Source organism: Paraburkholderia sp. SIMBA_053 (genome assembly GCF_046534895.1).
GTDB lineage: Bacteria > Pseudomonadota > Gammaproteobacteria > Burkholderiales > Burkholderiaceae > Paraburkholderia > Paraburkholderia caledonica.
Genome location: NZ_JAWRXU010000023.1, coordinates 15,131 through 38,965, shown reverse-complemented (window position 1 = coordinate 38,965; position 23,835 = coordinate 15,131). Strand labels below are relative to the sequence as shown.

Below are 23,835 nucleotides of genomic sequence, written 5' to 3'. Positions count from 1 at the left end.
GAAGTGCAAAAAACGATGCATATCTCGACAGTCAAAGCGGGGATGCTAGCACTTGCTTTATCCGCCGCTTTCACGACTACGCCATCTAATGCAGCAGGGGAAGGACAGAACCTGCGCGCCGTCTACACGCATCAGACAGCGCCGACGAGCTTTATTGATGCAAATGGTACGAAGCTCGCCTATCGTCGTTTCGGAAAACCCGGCGGTGTGCCGCTGGTCTTGTTCCAGCATTTTGTGGGCAACATGGACAATTGGGACCCGGCGGTCGTTGACGGTTTTGCTAAAAACCGAGAGGTGATTCTGTTCGACAACGCTGGCGTCGCCAGTTCGGAGGGGGAAGTTCCCAAGACCGTTGAGGGGATGGCAGGGCACGCCATCGACTTGCTCAATGCACTTAACATCAAAAGGGCTGATCTTCTCGGATTCTCTCTAGGAAGTCTGGTCGCACAGGAAGTTGCCGTTGAGCGCCCTGAAGTTGTCCGACATCTGGTATTGGTTGGGAGTGGACCCCGCGGCGGGGCTGGAATGGCCACGCTTACGCCAGAGTTCCAGGAAATGATCAAGAAGGACAGGGGAAACAACGATCAACTGCTGCTGGACGTGTTCTTCACGCAATCAGACGCGAGCCGCGCTGCGGGACATGAATTCCTCAATCGCCTTCATGCTCGCTCGGGAGATCGTGACCCGGACGTGAATGATAAGGTCGCACCGGCCCAGGTAGCGGCGTTCGCGGCATGGGGCGCGCCTCGCGCTGATGCGGATACATACCTGAAAAAAATCAAGCAGCCCGTGCTCATCGTTGGCGGCAATCACGACATCGTTCACTATCCGGTAAATTCGTTTACCTTGGAGGAGAAGCTGCCGAACGCTCAGTTGATTCTGTACCCTGACTCGAGCCATGGGGCGCAGTATCAGTACCCGAAGCGCTTTGTGGCCGACGTCACGGCCTTTCTCAATCGCGAAGACTAAATCTTCATGCAACAGCCGATGCGGGCCTCTGTTCATCGTCTCATAGCTGGTAGCAACGGAGAAGCCTCGCCGCGATGAGAGAGGAGTTTGTCATCTCTCATGCGCGCGGGATCCGTGGTCGTAGGCGGTACGTAAATGCCCTCTGCTGCGACTCCGAAAGCCGGTTGGCTACGCAACGAGCCAGCGCAGCCGCACTTAACTTCAACTGTCGATCATTTTTGGGAGGAAACCAGATGCGCAGCGTGGGAACCATGGTCAGCTTTTGCCGTCCGGACGGTCAAGCCATTGAGGGCTATCTTGCTAATCCGGCGAAGTTGGAAGGCGCACCGGCAATCGTTGTGATCCAGGAGTGGTGGGGGCTGAACTCTCAGATCCGGGGCGTGGCGGACCGTCTGTCTCACGCGGGCTACATCGCGCTGGTGCCCGACCTGTATAGAGGAAAGTCTACGGTCGAGGAGGAAGAGGCTCACCACTACATGGGTAGTCTCGACTTTGCCGATGCGATCTCTCAGGACGTTCGCGGCGCGGTTCAATACCTGAGTACGTACACGCGAAATATCGGTGTAACCGGGTTTTGCATGGGTGGCGCATTGACGGTTCTTGCCCTCAGCGCTGTCCCCGAATTTACGGCTGGCGTTATTTGGTACGGATTCCCGCCACTGAATCGTTTGGACGCCTCTAGCATCAAAGCGCCGATTCAGGCGCACTGGGCCACTCAGGACGCATTCTTTCCTGCCGCGAGTGTCGATGTGCTCGAGGGGAAGTTTACCCGCGGTGGGGTCTCGGCGGAATTCCATCGCTATCTTGCACATCATGCCTTTGCCAATGAAACCGCCGTAGGCGATGGGCGCATACCAGGTACGCAATACGATCCGGTCTGGGCGCAACTCGCGTGGGACCGCACACTGACCTTTTTTGGCCGCACGCTTTGGAAGGAGCCAGTCGCGGTGAGACGTACGTCATGAGCAATTGCGGTATTTCATGGCGCGATGCGACACAGCGGCGAAAGGGCGCAACGCCGAGGCCATCGCCGAATACCGGCTGGCTGTGCTGCACGCCGTGGACGACGTGGAGAACGCGTTCATGGTGCTGTCGCAATCACAACTGAGGGCGTCGGAACTCGAAGCACTGGCGGGGTACCTCCAGCGTGCCCGTGATCTGTCGGAAAATGCATATGAATCGGGCGCGATCACGCTCACCGACGTGCTCGACGCGGATCATTCCCCGCTCCATCGGTGCAGTTTGTGTCGCAAAGCTAGCGACGCGTTCTCGGGCCAGCACTCGGGCTGGTATACCAGAAGATCTGGTGACGCGCTTTGACTTGACGCACGAAGCGCACGACCGATGGGCCGAGCATTCGCAACAGCGCTTTACCGCGGCGCAGGCCAATCGCCTCTTCGACAAAGAGGTCGTTGCGTTGCAGATTCCTTCGCGTTCGGGTGCGACGGAACGATCACCGCTGGCAACGCGCTAGGACTCATAGCAGTGGCGCGGCAATGATCGTGGCCTCACGGTCGTTCGCCGACGAACGCTGGCTGGATGCGCTGGTGCGTATTGCTGCCTTCGTCGTGGCCGCTGTAGCACCTGAGATGTTCGGCATCGGACGGTACCGGCCGTCAGGCAGGCTGTCGAACGCGCGGGCTGGTCGTTGCGCGAATTGGACAGGGTCGAAATCAACGGGGCCCTCGCGGCCGAGCCTCTTGCAGTGATGAAAGAGCTCGACTTGCCCGCAGATATCGTCAACGTCGATGGCGGTGCGATCGCGCACGGTCACCCTGTCGGTGCAACAGGCGCCGTATTGGTTACGAGGCTCGCGCACTCGATGCGCCGCGATGCATTGCGGTGTGGTCTCGTCACGTTATGCATAGGCGGCGGTCAAGGCACTGCGCTCGCGCTTGAGGCCGTTTGACGACGTGCTTCATTCGTTGCGCCGTTCTGCCGGCAACGACCATCGAGACGTGGTGATCGTCTACCGGTTCGAGAGGCGCGACTGCCGTGACCGAACTTACGGCGCGTTTTTTCACCCGGCCCGGGGTCGCCGACCGCCTCAATATGAGCATCGCCCTCCAATTCCGTCTCCGCTGCGCCGCAATCATTGCTGGAAGCGCCGCTGACCGACGACCGGCCGCATGAACAAGATCGAGCTGGGGCAAGCGAAGCTCACAACGGTGATTGACTTCGAGGATGTCTGCGATGACGCGAGGACGGGCGCCAGCATACTTGTCAGCGATGAGCAGACGTGCACGGTGATAGATGTGGGAGCTGTGAGCTCGCCCCAAGACGCTAACAGCTCTGGCAACGCGTAGATTTGTGTCGGACCATCAACCAGCATCGTCTTATCCCGGTTGCTCAGGAGTTGCAGGTCGACGTCCGTTTCTTTTTTATCAGTTCGTTCGCCTTCCTCAGGATGTCGTGCCGCAACTGCCGGATGCCGCGTCGAAGCGATTCGACGTGCTGTTCCAGTTCCGCACCCTCATGGTCTGGTGCTGGCTTCTTTTGGCGATTCGTGGATGCTGCGACTTCACGACTGAGTAGCTGGTTATCTGTCGCGCGAATATCATATGCCTGAGCCGAAAGCGAGTAGCACGGACTGCGCTCAAGCAATGCACCTGTTTGGTAAGTGGCTCGTCGCAACCGTCGTACGCGGTGACCGCAATACGGAGCAAAGTGATGCCTACCATTTTGGGTTTGATGGAAAAGGCTCCGAGGCTATCGCCATTGCCAGTTCCGGGCGGTGGCCGTCAGCCACGCAGTTCAGGGGCGGTCCTGGCTCCCATTCTGACCTTGAGACACGTATTCGCCAGGGCAAACGCCCGCGTGAACAATCGCGCCGAAAGCAGTGAGCAACGCACGCGCGAGCGCATGCCGCTTCCGGTCTGGCTCTGGCTTGAATCAGCAGCACCTCACGCTCAAGCGCCACATTCTACGGACCTCGCTTACCGCAGGCGGCTCGCCGCACGCTTCAGCAAGTGGCGCCGATGCGGTGACTACCACCCGCCTCTCCGCCTGGTCACGTCGCCACCTACGCAAGGTGACAGCGCCCTCAAGAGCAGCCTTTCGCCTATTCGGTTTGGCGGGCATTCTTCCAGTATGCCGAAGCTACATCCTCGCCCGCCTTCAGAAACCGATCAATCGCTGACTTGTGCATGCCTCCGTTTGGGTCTTGGGTGTAGGAATGCATCAGTGTATTGAACAACTCGTTCCCCGCGCGGATGCTGTCGTTGACGCCGTCCACGTATTCCGAAACGGTCAGTTGACTATCGCCGGATGAGTCAAACGCTTTGAAAAGCTTGTCGGCGGCGTCTATCGCGAGACCAGCCCGTTTCATTTGCGTTTCAAACTCGCTTTTGGAAAGCTGTCTATCACCGCTTGAGTCGCCTTGCACGAACATCTGAGGGGCCCAGGCGACAGCCAGAGGTGTCGCAGCCAAAGAATCCGGCTTTTTCGTCCCATCGCTAAGAGTGACGACAACTGATTGACGTGTGCTCTTGTCGGCAAGTTCAGCCGCATCGGGCGACTCCATCGGAGCGCGTGGGCTTCGCTTGGCCTCCGAGTTCGTCTGCAAGAGGATTGTTAGTGAGCTTCTGACGGAATCGATTGACATACCTAAAGTCCCTATAAGCGTTTATCCGGAATGGCCGAGACGTTCATCGACCGCGCGCAATACACCATTGCTTAAAGAGCAAGTGTCGTAATGCCTGAACAGCCGCCTGCGGAGCGCGGACGACACCTACAATTTGGATTACGGTAAAACTCCAAAAAGATTTAGCCTTTTCGGTCCTTGATCTATTGTTTTTCTCCGCCATACCTTTAGCTTCAAGGTTTGGCAAAATCGACAGTGTCGCGTCTCGAATAGAAAATCGCTAAACCGATAAAATGAAGAGTGGAGGGGAACTGATGCCACCGTTGCTGCGGCCGCCAAACCCCCGCCGCGACAGCTGTTTCAGACGCAAGCCAGCAGGCGATGACGCTCTGCTGACTGGCATCGCGTTGGTGCTGCACTTCGGTATCCGGTGGGAAATGCTCGCGCAGGAAACTGGCTGCGGCTCCGGCGTGGGCCGCCGCAGCCGGTTGCACGGCTGGCAGAGAAGACGTCGTTGAATCTTCCTGAATTTTTGCTGGAGGATCAGATCAAAAAGCAGGGCAACTCTCACCCAGAGGGCTTGACTCGCCTCAAAGCATCACCTCCTCACCAAAAGAGCAAAGCATCAGGCTCGTGCTGACCGCCATTCCTCTCTTGCTAGAAACCCCGCACAAAGCGAAGAATCTCGAGGTTATGCTTTTCCCTGTTGTCGGCATGTTCATCCTGCTGGTCATCTACGTCGCTGCTGCTCGTGCCATTTTTTTTAGGGGAGGCGCTGATCGATGAGGTTTGTTGCGTCGCTGGTTGGCTGGATGTGGTTGCCATGCAAGCGGAAAGTAGCAATGACGACAGAAGCATCGTACCTACCGCGACTATTTTGCGTGTGATCATTTTTCAGGTTGTCAGGGAAATGATATCTCTGCTCGCACTGCGTGAGCCTCTTGCGCAAGAGGGCGGGCGCGGCGAGCGTCACTCCGCCGCGCTGATGCTTTCTCGACCGGTCAGAGCACGCCAGTGGCTCGTGCCGCGTCGAGAATTACCGCGGCTACCGCGGCAGGTTGAGACATCAGTGCTACATGGCTCGCGCCAGCAATCGACGTAATCTTCGCGCCGATCTCTTTTGCCTCGGCCTGCTGGAGCGCTGATGGAATGATCTTGTCCTGGTCGCCATAAACCCACCACGACGGTTTGGACTTCCAGGCGGCCTGAGACACCTTATCGGTAAGGCAGCGCGCATTGAGCGGTCCCTGAGCGGTGGCGAGCACACTGGATGTGTCTTTCGGAAGATCCGGTGCGAAACTGCTCAGGTAGGTGTCAGTGTTCAGCGTAAGGAATCCAGCTTCGTCGGGTACCAGACCTGCCTGCCAGGCCGGCTTCGGGAATGGGCTCGTCAGATCGGAGATCGACTGGTTGTCTCCGGGCGCGAATGCTGACACATAAACGAGACCTGCAACCTTGTTAATGCTGCCGGCTTGCGTAATGACGGCGCCTCCGTAGGAATGTCCGACCAGAAGGACGGGCCCCTGCTGGGCATCGATGGCACGGGTGACGGTTGCGGCATCGTCGGCTAACGATGTTCGAGGAAGCTGAACAGTGACTACTTTCAGACCACGCGCCTGCAATACGCGCGTGACTGATGACCAGCTAGACCCGTCGGCCCACGCCCCGTGTACCAGTACGACCGTGCCGGTGGTGCTCGCTGAAGAGCTGCCGCATGCCGCAACGGATGCAAGGGTGACGAGACCGAGCGATACGACAAGAGCGGCAAAGAGCCGCGGAATGTAAGACTTCATGATGGGAACGTTAGGACGCGAAGTGAGATTTGAATATCGCGCCCGTCTAGCGACAGAAAGTATCAGGGCGAGCGCGACGCCAACGCGAACGTTAGCCGGCCTCAGGGTCGCTGCCTATTGCATGTCGTCCGGTTTCAATGACATTGCGTCCGAAAGATAAGAGAGAAGATTTCCATGGTCGATACGACTGTATGCACCGGCCTGTTGCAATGTCGGCCGGCGAGGCGTGGGGTGCGGAAAAGTTGGCCGATGTCTGGAGGCGGCCCCGCACAAAAGCACGCATCTGGCAGCATCGTGTGCCGCTATACGAAGCATTGACAAATGTGTAATAGCACATCAGAATAAGAGACATGAAATCCCTCACTGGTCCCGATCTGTGTCACTGTCTGGCTGCGCGTCGCGCTGCGAGGTATGTGTCGCGTATTTACGATAGCCACCTGTCAGGCGTGGGCATCTCGATCTCGCAATTTTCGATGCTTGCGCTCGTTGAAGAGCATCCAGGAATCGCGGTTGCCGATCTGGCGGACCTGATGGTCATGGAGCGGACGACGTTAGTACGTGCACTCAGACCCCTGAGGGACGCAAGGTGGTTGACGAGCGATGCGGAAGGTCCGAAAGGGGCACTGACGTTCACGCTGTCCGCTGCGGGCAAGGCGAAGCTGTCGGAAGCTGAGCCGTGCTGGCGCGCAGCGCAGGCGAAGTTCGAAGCCGGCGTCGGTCGCAAAGAAGCGACTGCACTGCGAGCAGGTCTGTTGACCGTCGTTTTTGCGACCTGAAAATTTTTTGGATGTAGATGTGCAATTGCACATATTGAATTGCCTCATTTCGATAGACATTCTCTTTCAAGGATCTTGCATGTCAGCCTTTCCTTCCGTCCCACATACGAGCACGGTCAGCGCCGAAGACCGTGCCAGCGCCGTCGATTTCGTCAATCGCGTCAACTGGTTCTTCGAGACATGGGACGTCGAAGCCATGATCGAGGCGTTCCTGCCCGACGCCGTGGCGTACCACTTTCACGGAACGATTAGTGGACACACCGAAATCCGACGCTTCTTCGAGCATGATTATCCGTATCTGATACCTGGCGTGGGCCGTCATGCCACAAACCATATCGTCGATGAGGACGAAGACGGCGTGGTTGTGCGATATCAAAATCTGCTGATCCGCTATGCCTCGCCCGAGGATGCGTCGAAACTGGGTGCGGGTCAGGTGATGCACAGCGATGCCGGACTGCCCGCGATCTGGCTGTATTCGCCGATGCGTGACCGTCTGCGCAAGACGGCGACGGGGTGGAGGATCTATGAGCGTTATATCGGCGGTTCGACCACCAGTCGTGTCCTCACGCCAGCCGACACGTCGGCAGTTTCGGTGGCGCCGTATCTCCCGAAACTTCAAGGAGTGTAATCGTGCGATATCGTCTCTTCGGCAAGCATACGGGCCTGCGCGTGTCTGAGCTGGTTCTTGGTACAGCCAATTTCGGCGGCAGGTGGGGGTACGGATCAGATCTCGACGCCGCGCGCGAGATCGTCGACCGATATGCGGACGCGGGTGGTAACTTTCTGGATTGCGCCGACGTGTATCAGTTCGGCGAATCCGAGGAGTTTCTCGGTAAGCTCCTCTCGGGCCGTCGCGATAACTTCGTGATTGCCACCAAGTACACTCAGGCTGCGGCGCCCAACGCGGGCGCTTTGGCGACGGGCAATAGCCGCCTCGCGATGCGCCTGTCTGTTGAGGCGAGCCTCAAGCGTCTCAAGACCGATCGCATCGACCTCTACTGGGTGCACTTTGACGATGGCATCACGCCAACGGACGAGATCATGCGAGGCCTCGACGACCTGGTGCGCAGCGGCAAGGTGCTCTATATCGGACTGTCTGACTTCCCTGCGTGGCGCGTCGCGCGGGCGGCAACCATCGCCGAATTGCGTGGCTGGGCGCGAGTCGCCGGCTTGCAGTTCGAGCACAGCCTGGTCGAGCGTACAGCCGAGCACGAACTGATGCCGGCAGGCAAGGCCCTTGGACTGGGGATGGTGGCATGGTCGCCGCTCGGTGGTGGACTGCTTTCGGGCAAGTACCGTCGGGGCGAGCAAGGCCGCCTTGAAGCACTGGGCGGTGCGGTATTCCAGCAGGAAAATTCCGGCCAGCGTACGGCGATCGTCGATGCCACCCTTGCGGTTGCGACCGAGCTTGGGGTCACGCCATCCGAGGTGGCAGTAGCGTGGGTCTTGCTAAAGGGTTCGCTGCCGATCATTGGACCTCGGACGAGCGAACAGTTATCGGCATACCTTGGCGCTGCAAAGCTCACGCTTGCGCAGCATCACGTCGAGCGGCTGGATGATGCCAGTGCATTGGCTCCGATCTTTCCGCAGTCGATGATTGACGCGCCTGCGTACCGGCAAGCTGCGGCCGGCGGCCAGTACGAGCGCATCGTCATGCCCGAAACTCCGGCTCCCTGACAATGTCCGCCGACGTTACCCTGTATGGCGCGAAGACGGGTAACTGTCTTCGTGTGGCGATTGCGCTGCAGGAACTCGCGATCGCCCACCAGGTCGTGAAGCTCGACCTTCGGGCGGGCGAGCAGCGCACACCAGATTTTCTTTCGCTAAATCCTAGTGGAAAAGTGCCGGTGCTGCGAGTTCGCTCGTCGGCGGCGCCTCCGCTTGTCCTCGCACAGTCCAATGCGATTCTTCTTTATCTTGCCCGACGAGCGGGAGGCAGGTTGTTACCGCCCGAAACGGATGCATCGGCGCCCTTCGCACTGGAGCGATTCTTTTTTTTCGTGACCGACGTGATTGCGCCCAGCCACGCGTCCTTCTTTCTGAAGAACAAAGGGTGCAAGGAGGGACAACGGTTGATGGAACGGCGCAGCCTTGAGATGCTCCTCGCGAGCGAGATGTTTCTGGAAAACGCACCGTTCATGGCAGGGCAATCATTCACGCTTGCAGACATCGCTGCTGTCAGCATAGTGGCCGCGCAATCGCCGTGGATCGACTGGGCGCGGTATCCGCAACTTCAGCGATGGTTCGCTGCCGTGATGGCGAGGCCCAGCGTAGAGCGTGGCATGATCGCTTTCGACTGAAGCTCAGCGTGACGGCATGCCCCGATCCGGATCTGCACCATGACGCATGGCGCCGGGCGAATATCCAAAGTGCGCCTTGAAGGCCCGCGAGAACGAGGAGTCCGACTGGTAACCGGCAACAGACGCTGCCTCGCTGATTCGCACGCCGCTGTTACGCAGTAGATCCGCGGCAAGGCTCAGGCGCCACCGTGCGAGATACCTGAGCGGCGGCTCGCCGACAATCTCCGTGAATCGGTCCGCAAAGTGCGACCGGGACATGGTCGCAATCTTCGCAAGCGCACCCAGTTTCCATTCATGCGCGGGATCCTCATGCATGGCCGCCAGTGCACGCCCAAGTCGTGCGTCGCCGAGGCCCCGGAGCCATCCGCTATGAGCGGGACTCTTCGCCACCCACTCGCGCAAGCTCCGTATCACCAGCAGATCGATCAGGCGCGAGATCATGAGCGCAGCGCCTGGCGACGGCTCGCTCGCTTCCAGCCGCACGAACCGCAGGATCGCGTGTTGCCACTCCGGTGTACCCGATGCGTCGGCCCGGAGATGAATGACATCCGGTAGACCCGCGATCAATGAGCCGGCGGACGCGGATTCGAATACGAACGAGCCCGTCAGGACGCGAAAGGGCTTTTCGGCGAAGCTGCGACATTCATCGGGTCGCGAGGGTGATCCGGGCAGAGAGTCACGCGCATGGATTGCGGAGAGAACATGCGCACGTCCCTTAGGTAGCAAAACAAGATCACCGGCGACTAACGTGGTCGTATCGATAGCGATCGCGTCGAGCCGGAAGGCGCCGTTCTGAATAAAGTGGAAGCGGGCGCGTCCAGCATCAAAGGGCTTGCGTTGCGCCTCGACCGTCTCGTATATCTCGATTGATTCGCCTCGTAGCCGTATCAGATCCAGAACGTCGGAAAGCACATCTTGCCGGGACAGCCTGTGTGCTCGAGATTCGCGCTCGTGAATGGATCGCCTCATCGCGTCGTCGCCGATCATGTCTTGCGCCTCAAAAAAAAGCGCACTTCAGGGAACGTGCGCCGCGACAAAAGAAGGACCGGTATGGAGGAGCGCTCCTTCATGCCGCAAAAAGAACAAACGCAATCACCTGCCATGGCACGCGAAAGCGATTCCACGCGCACAGTAGTTAAAAGCGTGCACAGCATAGCGGATCCAGTTGTTCGCATAAATCCGTCGATGATGAATACACATGCTGCCAGGCGCGAACAATCGGGCGAAGCGTTGCTGGTTCTGAGATGCATCGGTCCAGGGCCGGTAGAGCTACTGGTTAGCGCCTTGAAAAGTCTTGACGTATTAGATTTCACATGTAATCTAACGGCGGTTAGAAGTTGTACGAAATCTAAATGGCCGAGTTGGCCGGTCCGCGCAATCAGTTGGTGCGCCGATTGGTCGAGACGCCGTTTCGCGACGAGCGAACGACAACACTTTTCGAGGTGATCGAAGTTGGATACGAAAACAAGGCTGGAAGACGGCGGAACGGTTCGTCGTGCGCGATATGGCACGGTGGGCCGACGCGCCAGAAGCTGGGCTGCCGCGGCCGCTGTGATCATGGTAAGCGGGGGCGCGTGGTTTCTCTACTCGCATGATGGCGGTGATAGCGTCGCCAATGCTCGACCCGTGCCGCCCCATGAGGTAACAATCAGTCGGCCGCTGGTACGCGACCTTGACACCCGACTCGGATTTCTTGGGCAGTTCTCGGCCGTCGATCAGGTGGAACTGCGCGCACAGGTAGGCGGTACGCTCACAGGTATTCACTTCAGGGACGGCGACATCGTTCACAAGGGCGATCTGCTGTTCACCATCGATCCCGTGCCGTATGAGATTCGGCTCGCGCAGGCGACTGCCTTGCGGCGGACCGCTGAGGCGCGCCTCGTTCTGGCAAAGCAGGAGTTGGCGCGCGCACGGGAGCTTGAGCGCAATGATGCTGGCACGACGCAGAACGTCGAGCAGCGCACGTCCGAACTGAATGCTGCGCAAGCCGCACTCGACGACGCTGCGGCGCAGATCCGCGACGCCCGCTTCGATCTGGATCGCTGCCGCATCACGGCGCCGTTTACCGGCCGCATTGGCAGGCATCTCGTTTCCACCGGTAACCTTATTGGAGGCAGCCGTGGCGCAACGAGTCCGACGACATTGCTCGCGACGCTCGTCTCGCTCGATCCGGTATACGTCGACTTCGATATGAGCGAGGCGGACTTCCAGTCGTTTTCGCAGTATCGCGGCGACGCCAAAGGGCCGATTGCAAATCGCGTCGAGCTGGCGGCGGGCAATTCGACGACCTACACACGGCAAGGGACGCTTGATTTCGTCGACAACGTGCTGGACCGTTCCAGCGGCACAATCCACGCCCGAGCGACGGTGTCCAATGCCGACCTGCGCTTTATACCTGGCGAGTTCTCGCGCGTGCGTCTCGCGGTGGCGCATCCCGCACCGACGCTGCTCGTGCCGGACGCATCCGTTTTACCCGACCAGTCCGAGTACCTCGTGATGACGGTTAGCACCGACGGAACGGTTGTGGCAAAGCATGTCGAGGTCGGCGAGATACGCGGGGGATTGCGCGTGATCCGCTCGGGCCTGTCTCGGGACGATCGCGTGATCGTCGACGGTTTGCCCTTTGCGGCGCCCGGAACGAAAGTGGCGACGCGCGATGGTGCGATCCGCTATGAGCCTAAACAGAACTAGCGGACAGTGAAGCCATGCGTATTGCCCATTTCTTTATCGACAGGCCGCGCTTCGCGACGGTGGTCAGTGCCTTTCTGACGCTAATTGGCCTGGGCGCGATGTTCGTGCTTCCCGTCGCGCAGTACCCGGAGATCGTTCCACCGACTGTGCAGGTGACGACATCCTATCCGGGTGCGTCGGCCGAAACGATTGCGCGAACAGTGGCCACGCCGCTGGAGCAGCAGATCAACGGCGTTGAGAACATGCTCTACATGAGCAGCCAGTCCACGGGAGACGGCCGGTTGACGGTCACGGTTACGTTTCGTATCGGCACTGACCTGAACGTCGCGCAGATGCTCACACAGAATCGGGTTCAGGATGCATTACCGCGCCTGCCAGAAGACGTCCAGCGCCTTGGCGTTCAGGTGAGAAAGTCCACACCTAGCATTTTGCTGGCTGTTCACCTGTACTCACCTGACAGAACGCGCGACACACTTTATCTCTCGAACTACGCGACGTTGCACGTGAAGGACACGCTAGCGCGTCTGCAAGGCGTCGGCGACGTGCAGTTCCAGGGTGCCCGTGAGTACGCAATGCGTATCTGGATCGACCCCGACAAGGTCGCAGCCAATAATCTGAATGCGAGTGAAGTGCTCACAGCACTACGCGCACAGAACCTGCAGGTATCGGCTGGTGTCCTGAACCAGCCGCCCACGGCGGGCAGCGACGCGTACCAGATAAACGTAGAGGCGCTCGGCCGGCTGTCCACGCCACAGCAATTTTCCGACGTCGTCGTCAAGTCCGACGCACAGGGTCGCGTGACGCGGATACGCGATATTGGCCGGGTCGAAGTCGGCGCCGCAGACTACGGCTCAACCGCTTTCATGGACCGTGACAACGCTTCGACCTTGCTCATCTACGCGGAGCCCGGTGCGAACTCACTTGCAGTCGAGCAGCAGGTTTTGTCCGCTATGCGCGGGCTAAAGAATGAGTTCCCCGCAGGAATGGACTACAAGATCATCTACGACCCGACCATCTTTATCGGCAAATCGGTCGACGAGGTGATTGTCACCATATTCGTCGCAATCCTGCTGGTTGTTGGCGTCGTCTTTCTTTTCCTGCAGAACTGGAGGGCCACGATTATCCCCGTCGTTGCAATTCCGGTCTCCCTGCTTGGGTCGTTCATCGTACTCGCCACGTTCGGAATATCGCTAAACAACCTGTCTTTGTTTGGCCTCGTGCTGGCGGTCGGCATTGTGGTTGATGATGCGATCGTCGTAGTCGAGAACGTCGAGCGCAACATGCGCTCTGGCATGTCGCCGGTCGAGGCGGCCCACCGGACGATGGACGAGGTGGGCGGGGCACTGCTGTCGATTGCGTTAACGCTATGTGCGGTCTTCATCCCGTCCGCCTTCCTTAGCGGGATTTCCGGGCTGTTCTTTCGCCAGTTTGCGGTGACGATCGCAGCATCGACTGTCATATCCTGCTTTGTGTCGCTTACGCTGAGTCCCGCCCTCTGCGCGGTGCTCTTCAAGTCGCATGAGCCGCATATCGCGTCGCACGGGGGCCTCGCGCAGCGTCTGCTACACGCTGGCTTTGATCGCTTTAACAGGGGCTTTGACAGACTGTCGTTCGGGTACGGAAACGTCACACGTCGTATCGTTCGTGGACTCACCGTCGTTCTCGCAATATACGTCGTGCTGATTGGCATTACGGGTCTTGAGTTCTCGCGTACGCCAACCGGCTTTATTCCGGAGCAGGATCAGGGTTATCTGATTACCGTGGTTCAACTTCCGCCGGGCGCGGCACTCGACCGTACAGAGAAAGTGGTCCGAAATGCCATTGACATTATCCTGACGACGCGCGGAATTGAACACGTTGCCCCGTTCGTTGGGCTTGACGCAACAACGTTGACCGTGGCGTCAAACTCGGGAACGATTTTTTCGGGGTTGCCGTCGCTGTACAACCACGAGATTCCGGGAGTGACCGCGAACACGGTACTGGCCGACCTGCGCAAACGCCTTTCCGTCATCAAGGACGCTTATGTGCTGACCATTCCGCCGCCTCCTGTGCAGGGTCTTGGCAATTCAGGCGGGTTCAAGATGATGCTGGAGGACCGCGCGGGACTTGGGTCAGAGGCGCTCGTGCATGCGGCGAATGCCCTTGTTGCTGCGGCCAACAGGGATCCAAGTTTTGCCGGAGTCTTTACCCTGTTCAATGCGGGGTCACCATCGGTTTTCGCGAATATTGATCGCGTAAAGGCCGAAAAGGTCGGGCTCACACCCACGGATGTGTTTTCCGCACTGCAAGTCTATCTGGGTTCACAGTACGTGAACGACTTCAACTACCTTGGCAGAACTTATCAGGTCATTGTTCAGGCTGACGGGCAATTCCGGCATACCCCTCAGGACATCACCCGTCTAAAAGCGCGAAACCAGTTCGGTGAAATGGTGCCGATCGGCACAGTGGCGCAAATGGAGAACCGTACGATTCCCTATCGGGTGCCTCGCTACAACTTGTATCCTGCCGCGGAAGTTCAGGGCGTCGCAGCGCCAGGCATTGCCACCGGTACAGCACTCCATCGCATGGAAGAGCTTGCCCATCAGGTGCTGCCGCAGGGTATCAGCTTCGAATGGACGGACCTGGCTTACCAGCAGCAGCAACACGGCACGCCCACGCTCCTGGTATTCGGAGCAGCTGCGCTGTTCGTGTTTCTCGTTCTCGTCGCGCAGTATGAGAGCTGGAAGCTACCGCTTGCGATCGTCCTGATCGTACCGATGTGTATTCTCGCGTCGGTCACTGGCCTGATCGCTCGCGGCATGCCCATCGATATCCTGGCGCAGATCGGCTTCGTCGTTCTCGTCGGACTGGCTGCGAAGAATGCCATCCTGATAGTCGAATTTGCGCGTCAGAAGGAGGACGAGGGGACCGCACCGGTTGACGCCGCGGTGCACGCTGCACGCACACGCCTGCGTCCAATCCTGATGACGTCTTTTGCCTTCATCCTCGGAGTGGCGCCGCTCGCGGTCGCCACAGGAGCAGGCGCTGAAATGCGCCAGTCGCTGGGAACGGCGGTGCTGTTCGGCATGCTGGGTGTGACGTGCTTCGGACTTCTGTTCACTCCTGCCTTTTATGTTTTCATCCGCAAATTTGGCCGTAAGGAGCGCACATGATCTTCACTACTGCCTTTGCTCGCAGACTAATGTGTGTTTCAGGTTCGCATAGTGAAGCTGGCAATCTTCGACACGAGCCGCATGACGGCGCCCCATATCTGCCCGAGATAAGCGGAGCGAAAACGGGGTGCCGGCGGCAGCCGGCTGAAGACGGACGTCAAACGGTCATGCGCCGACCTTCAACGAGCCTGCTCCGTGTTATATGCGCGGGCGTAGCAATCGCGACGGGCCTGGGGGCTTGTGCGGTGGGGCCAGATTATGCGGCGCCCACTACGCAGCTTATGCCGTTCCATAGCCGGGTTGAGACAAGCACCCAGCAAGCGGCCAGACCGTCTCCGCACCTCGACACCTGGTGGACCGGATTTGATGATCCAATGCTTGTAACCGTCGTTCAGCGTGCTCTTGCGCAGAACCTGGACCTTGCGGCAGCGTTTGCCCGCGTTCAGCAGGCGCGGGCGGTCGCAGCGGGGGCGGGCGCGCAGCTTCTGCCAACGCTCGATTTCGACGCGACGGGCACCGCTGAACACCAGAGCCTGGTAAGTCCGGTCGGCACGATCGCGAGAACGTTTCCTGGCTACAGTCGCGATCAGCGCGAGTACAACGTTGGGGCTGCTGCGAGCTGGGAAATCGATCTGGCCGGCGGACTGCGCCGCAGCGCCGCTGCGGCGCGTGACGAAGTGCAGGCGGCCGAGGCTGAGCAACTCGGCACGCGGATTACGGTGGCCGCCGACGCCGCCGATGCATACCTGCAGGTCAGAGGGTTCCAGACGCGGCTTGCGGTGGCGCAGGATCAGATTGACACGGACGGACGCCTTCTTGAGCTTGTCCGGGTGCGGCGTCGCGCGGGCGCGGCGGACGAGAGGGAGATTGCCCAGGCCGAGGCGCTGCTAAAACAGGCAAGGTCCACTGTACCTATCCTGCGCACGTCGCTTGAGGCGCAACTAAACCGCCTGGATGTGCTGATGGGTGCGCAGCCGGGAACGTACGCGCATGAACTGTCCGTCTCCTCCACCATCCCCGCGATCCCGAAGATTGACGATAACGACCAGCCACTGGACGTCTTGAGGCGTAGACCTGACATCATCGCGGCGGAGCGGCGAGTGGCCGCTTCAAGTGAGCGGATCGGCGCGGCAATCTCGGGCTATTACCCGAAGATCTCCCTGTCTGGCGCGCTTGGCTTTGACAGCGTGAGCACCAATCACCTCTTTACCGCGGCAGCGTTTCAGCCGGTCGGTACGGGAGCGCTTCGGTGGCGTCTGTTTGACTTCGGGAAGGTGGATGCGGAGGTCAAGCAGGCGCGAGGCGCGAACGCAGAGGCGCTTGCACTGTATCGCCAGGCGGTGCTCAAGGCCGCTGAGGATGTTGAGAACGCGTTCACAGCGCTTTCCCAGACAGAGGCTCGACGGCAGGAGTTGCAGGGTGAAGTGGCATCACTGACGCGCGCCCGCGACTTGTCCGAACGCGCCTACAGAGCAGGGGCCATAACCCTCACAGATGTGCTGGACGCGGACCGTCAACTCCTCGTCGCGCGTGACGGTCTGGACAGCTCACGCGCGGACGCGGCGCGCGCCGCGGTCGGGGCATTTCGTGCGCTGGGCGGCGGCTGGGACATCTCCCCCGACGCCCGGGTGGCAACCAATAGTTCGCCAGCGGCCGTTCCGGTCAGATGAGAGGTTTGGCCGTTGCGTTGTGTCCTCCGTGACCAGGGTGGTTGTCTGATTACGCCGTCGAGTCGCCGAAAAGAGCGGTTTCTGCAACGGTCTGCGTGTACATCGGTTGAAACAGTTCGCGGTTGCTACGTGCTTATGGCGGTTCTCGACGGCACACGGCAGGAAATGAGACGATATGGACCGGTTTCAGTCAATGCAGGTGTTTGCCAAGGTGGTTGAGCTGAACAGCTTTTCCCGTGCGGCGGACGCGCTCCGTCTTCCGCGTTCGACGGTGTCAGTTGTCGTCAGGAAGCTGGAAGCACACTTGCGGATTCGTCTGATGCAGCGGACAACCCGACGCTTAAACCTTACGCCGGAGGGGGCGGAATACTACCGGCATTGCATACGGATTCTGGCTGAGATCAGTGAGTCGGAAGAGATGCTGGCTAGCGCTCAGCACGGACCGCGAGGTCGGCTTTCCGTGCAGATGTCGATGGCGCTTGGAAGGATTGTCGTCTTGCCAGCCATCGCCGACTTTCACAAGCGGTTCCCTGATCTCGAGCTGATGATCGGACTGGATGATGAACCCGTTCACCCGAGCCATGAGAACCTCGACTGTACAATCCGTATGGGGGAACCTGAAGACCCAGGCGTCATCCAGTGCCGACTGTGTGATCTGGAGATAGTGACCGCTGGCAGCCCCGACTATCTTCTCCGTTACGGCGAACCTCAACGCATGGAGGATCTCCAGCAACATCTTGCAGTGCAATGCCTCTCACATGCTACCGGAAAAGTCGCGAACTTCATGTTTGACATCAACGGTGATGCGGTCGAGGTCGGCGTGCCGGCTGTGCTTTCAATCAGCGACGCGGAGGCCGGTGCGATATGCAGTGCTCGTGGCATGGGGTTGATTCAGGCTCCGCGGTTCATACTTGCGCCGTACCCGAACTCAGGCACACTCGTCGAAGTGCTGTCTCAGTGGCAGCCAAGGCCGATGCGGGTTGCAGCCGTATTTCCACACCGCCGGCAGGTTGCACTTAAAGCACGAGTCTTTGTGGAGTGGGCGGCGGAGCTATTCGAAAAGAGTCCCTTACTTTTGGATAACCCTGATCTTGGGGATCCGTCTTTAAGTGGCTATCGCGTCGGCACAGACGCGCCCTTGATCAACTGATGGCGAGCGGCTAGCGGAGAACGGGGTGCCCCGCGCTGGGTGGTGGATCCGTAGGGCGCGACACTTCATATCGCTCCCTACGCAATGAGTGCGTTTCCGACTTGCAGCAGCGAGCTAGATGTTATATCAAATCTAAATTCACGAAAGATCATCGAGGTCATGAGAAAATCCAGACAGGAGGCGGCCGAGACCCGCCAGCGCATCATCGAGGCGGCGTCCAGCCGGTTTCGGGAAAACGGCATAGACGGGACTGCCGTCGCCGATCTTATGTCGCAGGCGGGCCTGACGCACGGCGGATTCTACAAACATTTCACTTCGAAGGAACATGTAGTACTGGAGTCGCTACAACTCGCCGCCGGTTCGCTGCGCGAATCGATGGAAGCGTCGCTGTCGCGTTCGACCGACGTTCGGGGTCTGAACGTCGCGATCAACGACTATCTTTCTCTGGAGCATCGGGACGATCCTGGCAGCGGCTGTCCCTTCGTCGCACTCGCAAGCGAGTTGGCACGCTCCAGCGACGAAGTGCGCGACGCGGCCACGGAGGGCATCGTGAACCTTATTAACCTGATCGCAAGCCGTCTCACCGAACTGCCACCCGCGGCGGCGAGGAAGAAGGCGCTTGTCATGCTATCAACCATGATGGGCGCACTTACCATGGCGCGTATGGTGAACGACGAGCAACTGTCGTCATCTATCCTCCGAGAGGCCAAAAAAGCGCTGGTGCCATGAGCATTTCATGGCACCAGGCATGTTTATGACAGGCGGCGGGCAACTTCATCGACAACGACGACTTGGATCGGCGGCAACTTGCGGCTATATCGCGCGTTCGGACTGAACCGGGGCGGGTCAGGGCGACGGCACTGGCAAGATGATTTCCGACGCGATTTTCCATTGACCATCCAGATTCAGCCATTGAATGATCATGATAAATGGACGCGGAGATGGATCCTGGCCGCCGTAGTTGACGGCGATTTTCATCGGCGCATACGTCTGTGCGACTGTTGAAGAAATGCCCACGACTTTTAGCTTTGGCCAGTCAGGAAACAGGGTGAGGGTGCCCGCAGCGTATATGTCCTGAAGCTTGTGAGCCACTGATTCAGATCCCCAAAAACCCGCCCAGCTTCCTTCCGCCGGATCGACGCTTTTGGCGACCAGCAGCGCTGATGGCGAGTCCCAGAACATCTTCTCTATGGCCGTGGCGTCGTGCCGGTTTGCCGCCAACGTCAATTGCCTGAAGCGGTTCTTCACATCTTCAAGCGATCCATCGGGTAATGGGTGCGCAGAGCTAAGATTCAGAGGAGCCGCATCCGTTTCCGCGCCCTGCGTCGCACCTGCAGACATTAACGTAGCAACGAGCGCGGCGGCGACGACGTAATTTTTTTTCATAAATAAGCTTGGGATTGGGATCTTTCAGGGAGAACGTTCAGCAGGCGGGGCCATGAGCTGACCTGCGCGAACGCCTTGGAGCAGCGCCACTGATCAGTACCTCGGATCGAGGACGATGACGCCTTGGACCTCGCGGCGTTCGAGCATGGCATGCGCATCGGCCGCGCGGCTGAGCGGGAACGTAGCGGCGACCCAGGGTCGAATCAGTCCTTGTCCAATGCCGTCTTTCAGGAAGCGCAGACCACGCTGGATAAGATCTGGGCGCTGAAAAAATGAGGGGAGATAGACTCCGGTCAGCGTTTGCGCTTTTGCCATCAACCGACGCGGCGCGACAGGTTCGCCGGGGCCGCGCGTCGAACCGATTACAACACATCGGCCGAGCATGCCAAGGCAGGCGAAGTTCTCTTCGAAGACGTCGCCTCCGATTGTTTCGAGGATGACGTCGACGCCTTTCCCGTCAGTGAGGCTCAAGACCGATTCCGGCCAGTGCGGCGAGTCATACGCAATCGCATGGTCGGCGCCACGGCTCAGGACGAAGGCTCGGCGGCTGTCTGAACTCGCAGTCCCGATTACCGTTGCGGCACCGAGTACTTTCGCAATCTGGACGGCGAGGTTGCCGACGCCGCCGGCTGCGCCATGAACCAGCACGCTTTCGCCCGGGCGCAGCACGGTGCAAACCTGAAGAGCGAGAAATGCAGTCACTCCCTGACAAGCCACGCTCGCCATGACGACATCATCGGTATCGTCTTCGAGTTCAACGAGCATGTCAGCGCGAGCCACTGCACGTTGCGCGTAAGCGCCCTTCGACATCAGGGCCATCACCTTGCGTCCAACCAGGTGAGCGTGCGCCTCCGTGCCGGCATTGAGCACACGGCCGACCACTTGGAGCCCGCCGACTTGAGGCAGCGTCACGCCGCCGACCTGCGTCTCCGCCCGGTTATAGACACCCAAGCGCTCCCGGATATCCGGAAAATTAACACCGATAGCAGTGGTTTCGATCAGCACTTCGCCCGCTCGCGGCTCGGGGTCGGGCAATCCGACGTATTCGAGGACTTCGGGGCCCCCGAATGTTCGATACTGAATGGCTTTCATTGAGAATTTCCTCTTTGATTGGGATCATGCCTCGCCTGGGCGAGAGCGGATCTGGTCCGACTTCGCGCAGATGGCAATGCCGAGTTGCCCTGACAGGGCGATGACGACCAGTGCCGTAGATAACAGCGGCAACTGAGTAAGACGAATGCCCGCGGCAAGGGCGAGCCCGCCCAGCGCAGCGCCAGCAGCGCTACCGAGATAGTGCGCGGAGCTCTGTAATGCGACGACGATGCTTGCTTTATCCGGATGCAAAGTCAGCAATCTGTGTTGTTGGGGCGCCTGCGAGGACCACGCCGCGGCGCCCCAGAGACCAAACAGGGCAAGAGCCGCTGCGGGATACGGCAGCGCTGGTCCCAAGGTCCCGAAAACTGCGACCATCAGAATCTGTACGAGGGACATCACCCATTCCGGGCGGCTGGTGGCGTCGATCAGCGCGCCACAGAAGTAGATGCCGAGAACCCCGCCTACACTCCAGGCCCACAGATAGGGCAACGGGTCAGTGATGCCGCCGCTCGCGCGCAGCAGCGGTGCCACGAAGGTGTGAAGCCCGATTGATGCCGCAGATGTGACGAATGAAACAGCAATAGTTGCAGCGACACGTGGATCGACCAGTACTGCAACGCGTTGGCGAAGCGAAGGTGGTGTCGAAGCGGCGATTTCCGGCATCCGCGATACGACGCCCGTCAATGCGATTCCACCTAGCGCCACTATCAGCCACGTCGCGCTTCTCCAGCCGAAACCGTGAGCGACAATGAGACCGCAAGGTACGCCGACGGCGGTGCCTAGCGCCAGGCCGCCAACAACGAGACCGAGTGCGCGGCCTCGTCGTTCCTGAGAAACCATGCTTGCAGCAGCACTGAAGGCGCTGGGACCATATAGGCCTGCGCCGACTCCTGCCACCGCGCGCGACAGGAGCAGAACGGGGAAGCTAGTTGCGAGCGCGCTAAGCGTGTTCGCGAGCGTGAAAAGGACCAGCGCTGCGCCCAGCACGCGCCGCACGGGTTTGCCTGCCGTCAGCGCGCCAAACACCGGCGCTGCAACGGCATAACACGCAGTGAAGATTGTGACTGTTTGACCTGCCACGGAGGCAGAGACCGCGAAGGTATTGGCGATGCCGGGCAGCAAGCCCGCCATGATGTACGCGTCGATGCCAAGCGCAAACGTGCCGAGGCATAAGGGAAGAATCCTGATCAACCTGGCTCCTCGGAAATCGTTAACTTCCATCGCTATCAATGGATGCCGCGAGATGCGGCGTATGCACCGGCGCCGGCATCACGATAAGATGTCAAGCGTCATGAAAAATAGCACTGGTACCGGAAGCCGGGAACCCTGAAAGCATTCACATCGCTTGTGAGAATTTGCACCAATGTTCGACTGGAATGACATGAGACATTTCATCGCCCTGGCGGAGGCTGGCACTCTGTCGGGTGCGGCGCGCAAGCTGCAGGTGGATCACGCGACGGTTGCGCGGCGTATCGCAGCGCTGGAGCACGCTCTGGGAGAAACGTTGGTGGACCGTCTCGCGAGACGTTGGCGGCTAACCGATGCGGGCCTTGACGTTGCGCGCGGCGCCGAGGGCATGCAGGCGCAGGCTCATGCATTGGAAAGGGCAGTACGAAGCCGTAAGACGGGAGCGCGGGCGAGAGTCACGGTCAGTGCACCGCCTGCGTTCGCGAGCGTCTTCCTCGCGCCGCGTTTTGCCGAACTTGCTTCACGGCATCCCGAAATTGAACTGACGCTCCTGGGCACTCAGCCGATGATCTCGCTGAGTCGTCAGGAGGCGGATATTGCCGTTCGCCTGACTCAACCTACCGAACCAAGCTATGTTTCCCGGAGGATCGGAAGCATGACGTATGGGCTGTATGCAGCGCAAGGCTACATCAGCCGGCCATCCGGCGAATGGCAGTTCATTGCTTATCACGCGGCACTCGATCACGTACCGGAGCAAGTATGGCTACTTGACTTCGCGGATGGCCGCCGGATCGGGTTCAGGAGTAACGATCTGGTGAGCCAGCTTGCCGCGGCGCGCGAAGGTCTGGGGATTGCCGCATTGCCTGATTTTTTTGCGGCGGACGATAAACGCGTGATCGCGCTGCCTGTGGACGCAGACAAACTGTCGCGTGACATTTATCTTATCGCCCACGTGGACATGCGACGGCAGGCGGCCGTGCGCCTTGTAATGGATTTCATTGCGGAAAAGTTCGTCAATGACTTTGACAATGGCGAGCAGTAAAACGAATAGTTCGCTGCCACCCGCAATAAAGACTCCTTGCGAAAAGCAGCAGGTCATTCGGCCGCAAGTCAGACGGCGAGGTAGCGGCTATCCGGGAATCTCTGACGGATAGCAGACGCGGTATCTATCCGCCTCATGCCGAAGCACAATGAGCAAGCGCATTGAATTGACCAGCCGCGAAGCCAGCCTATCCCGGTCAATGAGGGTAGCGAGAGGTAGCGATCTGGATGATCGAAGGCCGATGTTAAACGATGAAATCGACCACCCCACCGTCGACTCTGAGCGCAGCACCGGTCGTCGCTGATGCCTGCTTCGAGGCGACATAGACCACCATGTTCGCGACCTCTTCTACTGTTGCGGGTCGCTGGATGATGGAGGTTGGTCGATGGGTTTTCACGAAGTCAATACCGACTTGCTCAAAGGACCTGTCGGCCGTGATTTGGTCCTTAAGCATTTCGCCCGCTCCCTCAGTAAAAGTCGGCCCGGGCAGGACGGAATTCACTGTCACGCCTGTGCCTGCCATACGCTTCGCGAGGCCACGAGCGAGCGCCACGTCCGCCGTTTTGCTAATGCCATAGTGAATCATTTCGACCGGGACGTTGAATGCGGATTCCGAACCCAGGAAGACGAAACGACCCCACGCCTTTTCTGCCATCCTTGGCAAATATGCACGGGCGAGTCGCATACCCGCCATGACGTTTGTCTGCCAGTGACGATCCCAGATCTCGTCATCGGTATCAAAAAAATCCTGAGGTTGAAAAATCCCTAGGTTGCTTACGACGATGTCTGGTTCGACCTCGGCTTCGATCAGGCCATGACAACCATCGGCGGTGGCGAGATCGAAGGCATGACCCCGCGCGCGGCCCCCAAGGCGCGCAATGGCCGCATCGACCTTCTGTCTGGTGCGACCGTTTACGACAACGTCGGCCCCGGCGTTATGAAGCGCGTGGGCGATAGCAAAACCAATGCCTTCTGTTGAACCCGTGACGAGGGCGATTTTGCCCGTGAGATCTACATTCACTTCGTTTCTCCTATTGGTA

20 protein-coding genes and 2 pseudogenes are annotated in these 23,835 nt (G+C 59.3%); 14 read left to right on the top strand and 8 right to left on the bottom strand.

All coding sequences use genetic code 11. The annotated features are described in order from the left end of the window. The first annotated feature begins 3 nt into the window (after positions 1-3). From SB753_RS33575 to SB753_RS33565, 3 genes and pseudogenes are all read left to right on the top strand, one after another. Positions 4-969: an alpha/beta fold hydrolase gene (locus tag SB753_RS33575; protein ID WP_410804262.1), complete on the top strand. Its 966-nt coding sequence runs from the start codon at positions 4-6 to the stop codon at positions 967-969. 233 nt (positions 970-1,202) lie between these two features. Next, positions 1,203-1,934: a dienelactone hydrolase family protein gene (locus SB753_RS33570; RefSeq protein WP_027780349.1), complete on the top strand. Its 732-nt coding sequence runs from the start codon at positions 1,203-1,205 to the stop codon at positions 1,932-1,934. A 295-nt stretch (positions 1,935-2,229) separates the two neighbouring features. Next, positions 2,230-2,878, top strand: a pseudogene (locus tag SB753_RS33565) (acetyl-CoA C-acyltransferase); the annotation flags it as partial. A gap of 253 nt (positions 2,879-3,131) precedes the next feature. Here SB753_RS33565 and SB753_RS33560 read toward each other — a convergent pair. Further along, positions 3,132-3,510 (bottom strand): annotated as a pseudogene (locus SB753_RS33560) (IS3 family transposase); the annotation flags it as partial. Positions 3,511-4,030: 520 nt separating this feature from the next. Then, positions 4,031-4,492, bottom strand: a complete 462-nt coding sequence (locus tag SB753_RS33555) for a hypothetical protein (RefSeq protein WP_410804260.1) — start codon at positions 4,490-4,492, stop codon at positions 4,031-4,033. A 693-nt stretch (positions 4,493-5,185) separates the two neighbouring features. On the opposite strand from SB753_RS33555, the gene SB753_RS33550 reads away from it, so the two are divergent. Next, the gene (locus tag SB753_RS33550) at positions 5,186-5,338 is read left to right on the top strand and encodes a hypothetical protein (RefSeq protein WP_410804258.1); all 153 of its coding nucleotides are present in this window, start codon (positions 5,186-5,188) and stop codon (positions 5,336-5,338) included. Positions 5,339-5,553: 215 nt separating this feature from the next. Here SB753_RS33550 and SB753_RS33545 read toward each other — a convergent pair whose 3' ends face one another. Continuing rightward, on the bottom strand, positions 5,554-6,345 hold the full coding sequence (locus SB753_RS33545) for an alpha/beta fold hydrolase (RefSeq protein WP_410804256.1): 792 nt from the start codon (positions 6,343-6,345) through the stop codon (positions 5,554-5,556). 350 nt (positions 6,346-6,695) lie between these two features. On the opposite strand from SB753_RS33545, the gene SB753_RS33540 reads away from it, so the two are divergent. The 4 genes from SB753_RS33540 to SB753_RS33525 all read left to right on the top strand — a co-directional run bounded on the left by SB753_RS33540 (position 6,696) and on the right by SB753_RS33525 (position 9,421). Continuing rightward, a complete protein-coding gene (locus SB753_RS33540) occupies positions 6,696-7,121 on the top strand; it encodes a MarR family winged helix-turn-helix transcriptional regulator (protein WP_410804254.1) in 426 nt (141 codons plus the stop codon). A 79-nt stretch (positions 7,122-7,200) separates the two neighbouring features. Beyond that, positions 7,201-7,749, top strand: coding sequence for a nuclear transport factor 2 family protein (locus SB753_RS33535; protein WP_027780355.1), 549 nt, complete (start codon positions 7,201-7,203; stop codon positions 7,747-7,749). Positions 7,750-7,751: 2 nt separating this feature from the next. After that, positions 7,752-8,798 (top strand): aldo/keto reductase, encoded by a 1,047-nt coding sequence (locus SB753_RS33530; protein ID WP_410804251.1) that lies wholly within the window; start codon positions 7,752-7,754, stop codon positions 8,796-8,798. 2 nt (positions 8,799-8,800) lie between these two features. Then, the gene (locus tag SB753_RS33525; RefSeq protein WP_410804249.1) at positions 8,801-9,421 is read left to right on the top strand and encodes a glutathione S-transferase family protein; all 621 of its coding nucleotides are present in this window, start codon (positions 8,801-8,803) and stop codon (positions 9,419-9,421) included. A gap of 3 nt (positions 9,422-9,424) precedes the next feature. On the opposite strand, the gene SB753_RS33520 is transcribed toward SB753_RS33525, so the two are convergent. Next, positions 9,425-10,390, bottom strand: coding sequence for an AraC family transcriptional regulator (locus tag SB753_RS33520; RefSeq protein ID WP_410804288.1), 966 nt, complete (start codon positions 10,388-10,390; stop codon positions 9,425-9,427). Positions 10,391-10,873: 483 nt separating this feature from the next. Here SB753_RS33520 and SB753_RS33515 point away from each other — a divergent pair, with 483 nt between their 5' ends. The 5 genes from SB753_RS33515 (at position 10,874) to SB753_RS33495 (ending at position 18,813) form a co-directional block, all read left to right on the top strand. Then, positions 10,874-12,112 (top strand): efflux RND transporter periplasmic adaptor subunit, encoded by a 1,239-nt coding sequence (locus tag SB753_RS33515; RefSeq protein WP_410804247.1) that lies wholly within the window; start codon positions 10,874-10,876, stop codon positions 12,110-12,112. A gap of 14 nt (positions 12,113-12,126) precedes the next feature. Continuing rightward, on the top strand, positions 12,127-15,264 hold the full coding sequence (locus tag SB753_RS33510) for an efflux RND transporter permease subunit (protein ID WP_410804245.1): 3,138 nt from the start codon (positions 12,127-12,129) through the stop codon (positions 15,262-15,264). Positions 15,265-15,431: 167 nt separating this feature from the next. Further along, the gene (locus SB753_RS33505; protein ID WP_410804287.1) at positions 15,432-16,934 is read left to right on the top strand and encodes an efflux transporter outer membrane subunit; all 1,503 of its coding nucleotides are present in this window, start codon (positions 15,432-15,434) and stop codon (positions 16,932-16,934) included. 175 nt (positions 16,935-17,109) lie between these two features. Then, positions 17,110-18,084 (top strand): LysR family transcriptional regulator, encoded by a 975-nt coding sequence (locus SB753_RS33500; RefSeq protein ID WP_410804243.1) that lies wholly within the window; start codon positions 17,110-17,112, stop codon positions 18,082-18,084. 159 nt (positions 18,085-18,243) lie between these two features. After that, positions 18,244-18,813, top strand: a complete 570-nt coding sequence (locus SB753_RS33495; RefSeq protein ID WP_410804241.1) for a TetR/AcrR family transcriptional regulator — start codon at positions 18,244-18,246, stop codon at positions 18,811-18,813. Positions 18,814-18,930: 117 nt separating this feature from the next. Here the strand turns inward: SB753_RS33495 and SB753_RS33490 are convergent, their stop codons facing one another. The 3 genes from SB753_RS33490 to SB753_RS33480 form a co-directional block, all read right to left on the bottom strand. After that, positions 18,931-19,470 (bottom strand): hypothetical protein, encoded by a 540-nt coding sequence (locus SB753_RS33490; RefSeq protein ID WP_410804239.1) that lies wholly within the window; start codon positions 19,468-19,470, stop codon positions 18,931-18,933. A 93-nt stretch (positions 19,471-19,563) separates the two neighbouring features. Further along, positions 19,564-20,562, bottom strand: a complete 999-nt coding sequence (locus SB753_RS33485; protein ID WP_114200419.1) for a zinc-binding alcohol dehydrogenase family protein — start codon at positions 20,560-20,562, stop codon at positions 19,564-19,566. A 24-nt stretch (positions 20,563-20,586) separates the two neighbouring features. Further along, positions 20,587-21,756 carry an MFS transporter gene (locus tag SB753_RS33480; RefSeq protein ID WP_410804236.1) on the bottom strand — a complete coding sequence of 390 codons (1,170 nt, stop codon included), beginning with the start codon at positions 21,754-21,756 and terminating at the stop codon, positions 20,587-20,589. A 172-nt stretch (positions 21,757-21,928) separates the two neighbouring features. On the opposite strand from SB753_RS33480, the gene SB753_RS33475 reads away from it, so the two are divergent. Next, entirely contained in the window at positions 21,929-22,795 is an 867-nt protein-coding gene (locus SB753_RS33475) for a LysR family transcriptional regulator (protein ID WP_410804234.1), read from the top strand. Positions 22,796-23,039: 244 nt separating this feature from the next. On the opposite strand, the gene SB753_RS33470 is transcribed toward SB753_RS33475, so the two are convergent. Further along, entirely contained in the window at positions 23,040-23,816 is a 777-nt protein-coding gene (locus SB753_RS33470) for an SDR family NAD(P)-dependent oxidoreductase (RefSeq protein WP_114200422.1), read from the bottom strand. Positions 23,817-23,835: the final 19 nt, after the last annotated feature.

Excerpts from the sequence above, each read along its gene's own strand:
- SB753_RS33540 (WP_410804254.1), top strand. The coding sequence starts at position 6,696 with ATGAAATCCCTCACTGGTCCCGATCTGTGTCACTGTCTGGCTGCGCGT.
- SB753_RS33520 (WP_410804288.1), bottom strand. The coding sequence starts at position 10,390 with ATGAGGCGATCCATTCACGAGCGCGAATCTCGAGCACACAGGCTGTCC.
- SB753_RS33475 (WP_410804234.1), top strand. The coding sequence starts at position 21,929 with ATGTTCGACTGGAATGACATGAGACATTTCATCGCCCTGGCGGAGGCT.
- SB753_RS33555 (WP_410804260.1), bottom strand. The coding sequence starts at position 4,492 with ATGGAGTCGCCCGATGCGGCTGAACTTGCCGACAAGAGCACACGTCAA.
- SB753_RS33510 (WP_410804245.1), top strand. The coding sequence starts at position 12,127 with ATGCGTATTGCCCATTTCTTTATCGACAGGCCGCGCTTCGCGACGGTG.
- SB753_RS33485 (WP_114200419.1), bottom strand. The coding sequence starts at position 20,562 with ATGAAAGCCATTCAGTATCGAACATTCGGGGGCCCCGAAGTCCTCGAA.
- SB753_RS33495 (WP_410804241.1), top strand. The coding sequence starts at position 18,244 with ATGAGAAAATCCAGACAGGAGGCGGCCGAGACCCGCCAGCGCATCATC.
- SB753_RS33490 (WP_410804239.1), bottom strand. The coding sequence starts at position 19,470 with ATGAAAAAAAATTACGTCGTCGCCGCCGCGCTCGTTGCTACGTTAATG.
- SB753_RS33500 (WP_410804243.1), top strand. The coding sequence starts at position 17,110 with ATGGACCGGTTTCAGTCAATGCAGGTGTTTGCCAAGGTGGTTGAGCTG.
- SB753_RS33525 (WP_410804249.1), top strand. The coding sequence starts at position 8,801 with ATGTCCGCCGACGTTACCCTGTATGGCGCGAAGACGGGTAACTGTCTT.
- SB753_RS33570 (WP_027780349.1), top strand. The coding sequence starts at position 1,203 with ATGCGCAGCGTGGGAACCATGGTCAGCTTTTGCCGTCCGGACGGTCAA.
- SB753_RS33545 (WP_410804256.1), bottom strand. The coding sequence starts at position 6,345 with ATGAAGTCTTACATTCCGCGGCTCTTTGCCGCTCTTGTCGTATCGCTC.
- SB753_RS33535 (WP_027780355.1), top strand. The coding sequence starts at position 7,201 with ATGTCAGCCTTTCCTTCCGTCCCACATACGAGCACGGTCAGCGCCGAA.
- SB753_RS33505 (WP_410804287.1), top strand. The coding sequence starts at position 15,432 with ATGCGCCGACCTTCAACGAGCCTGCTCCGTGTTATATGCGCGGGCGTA.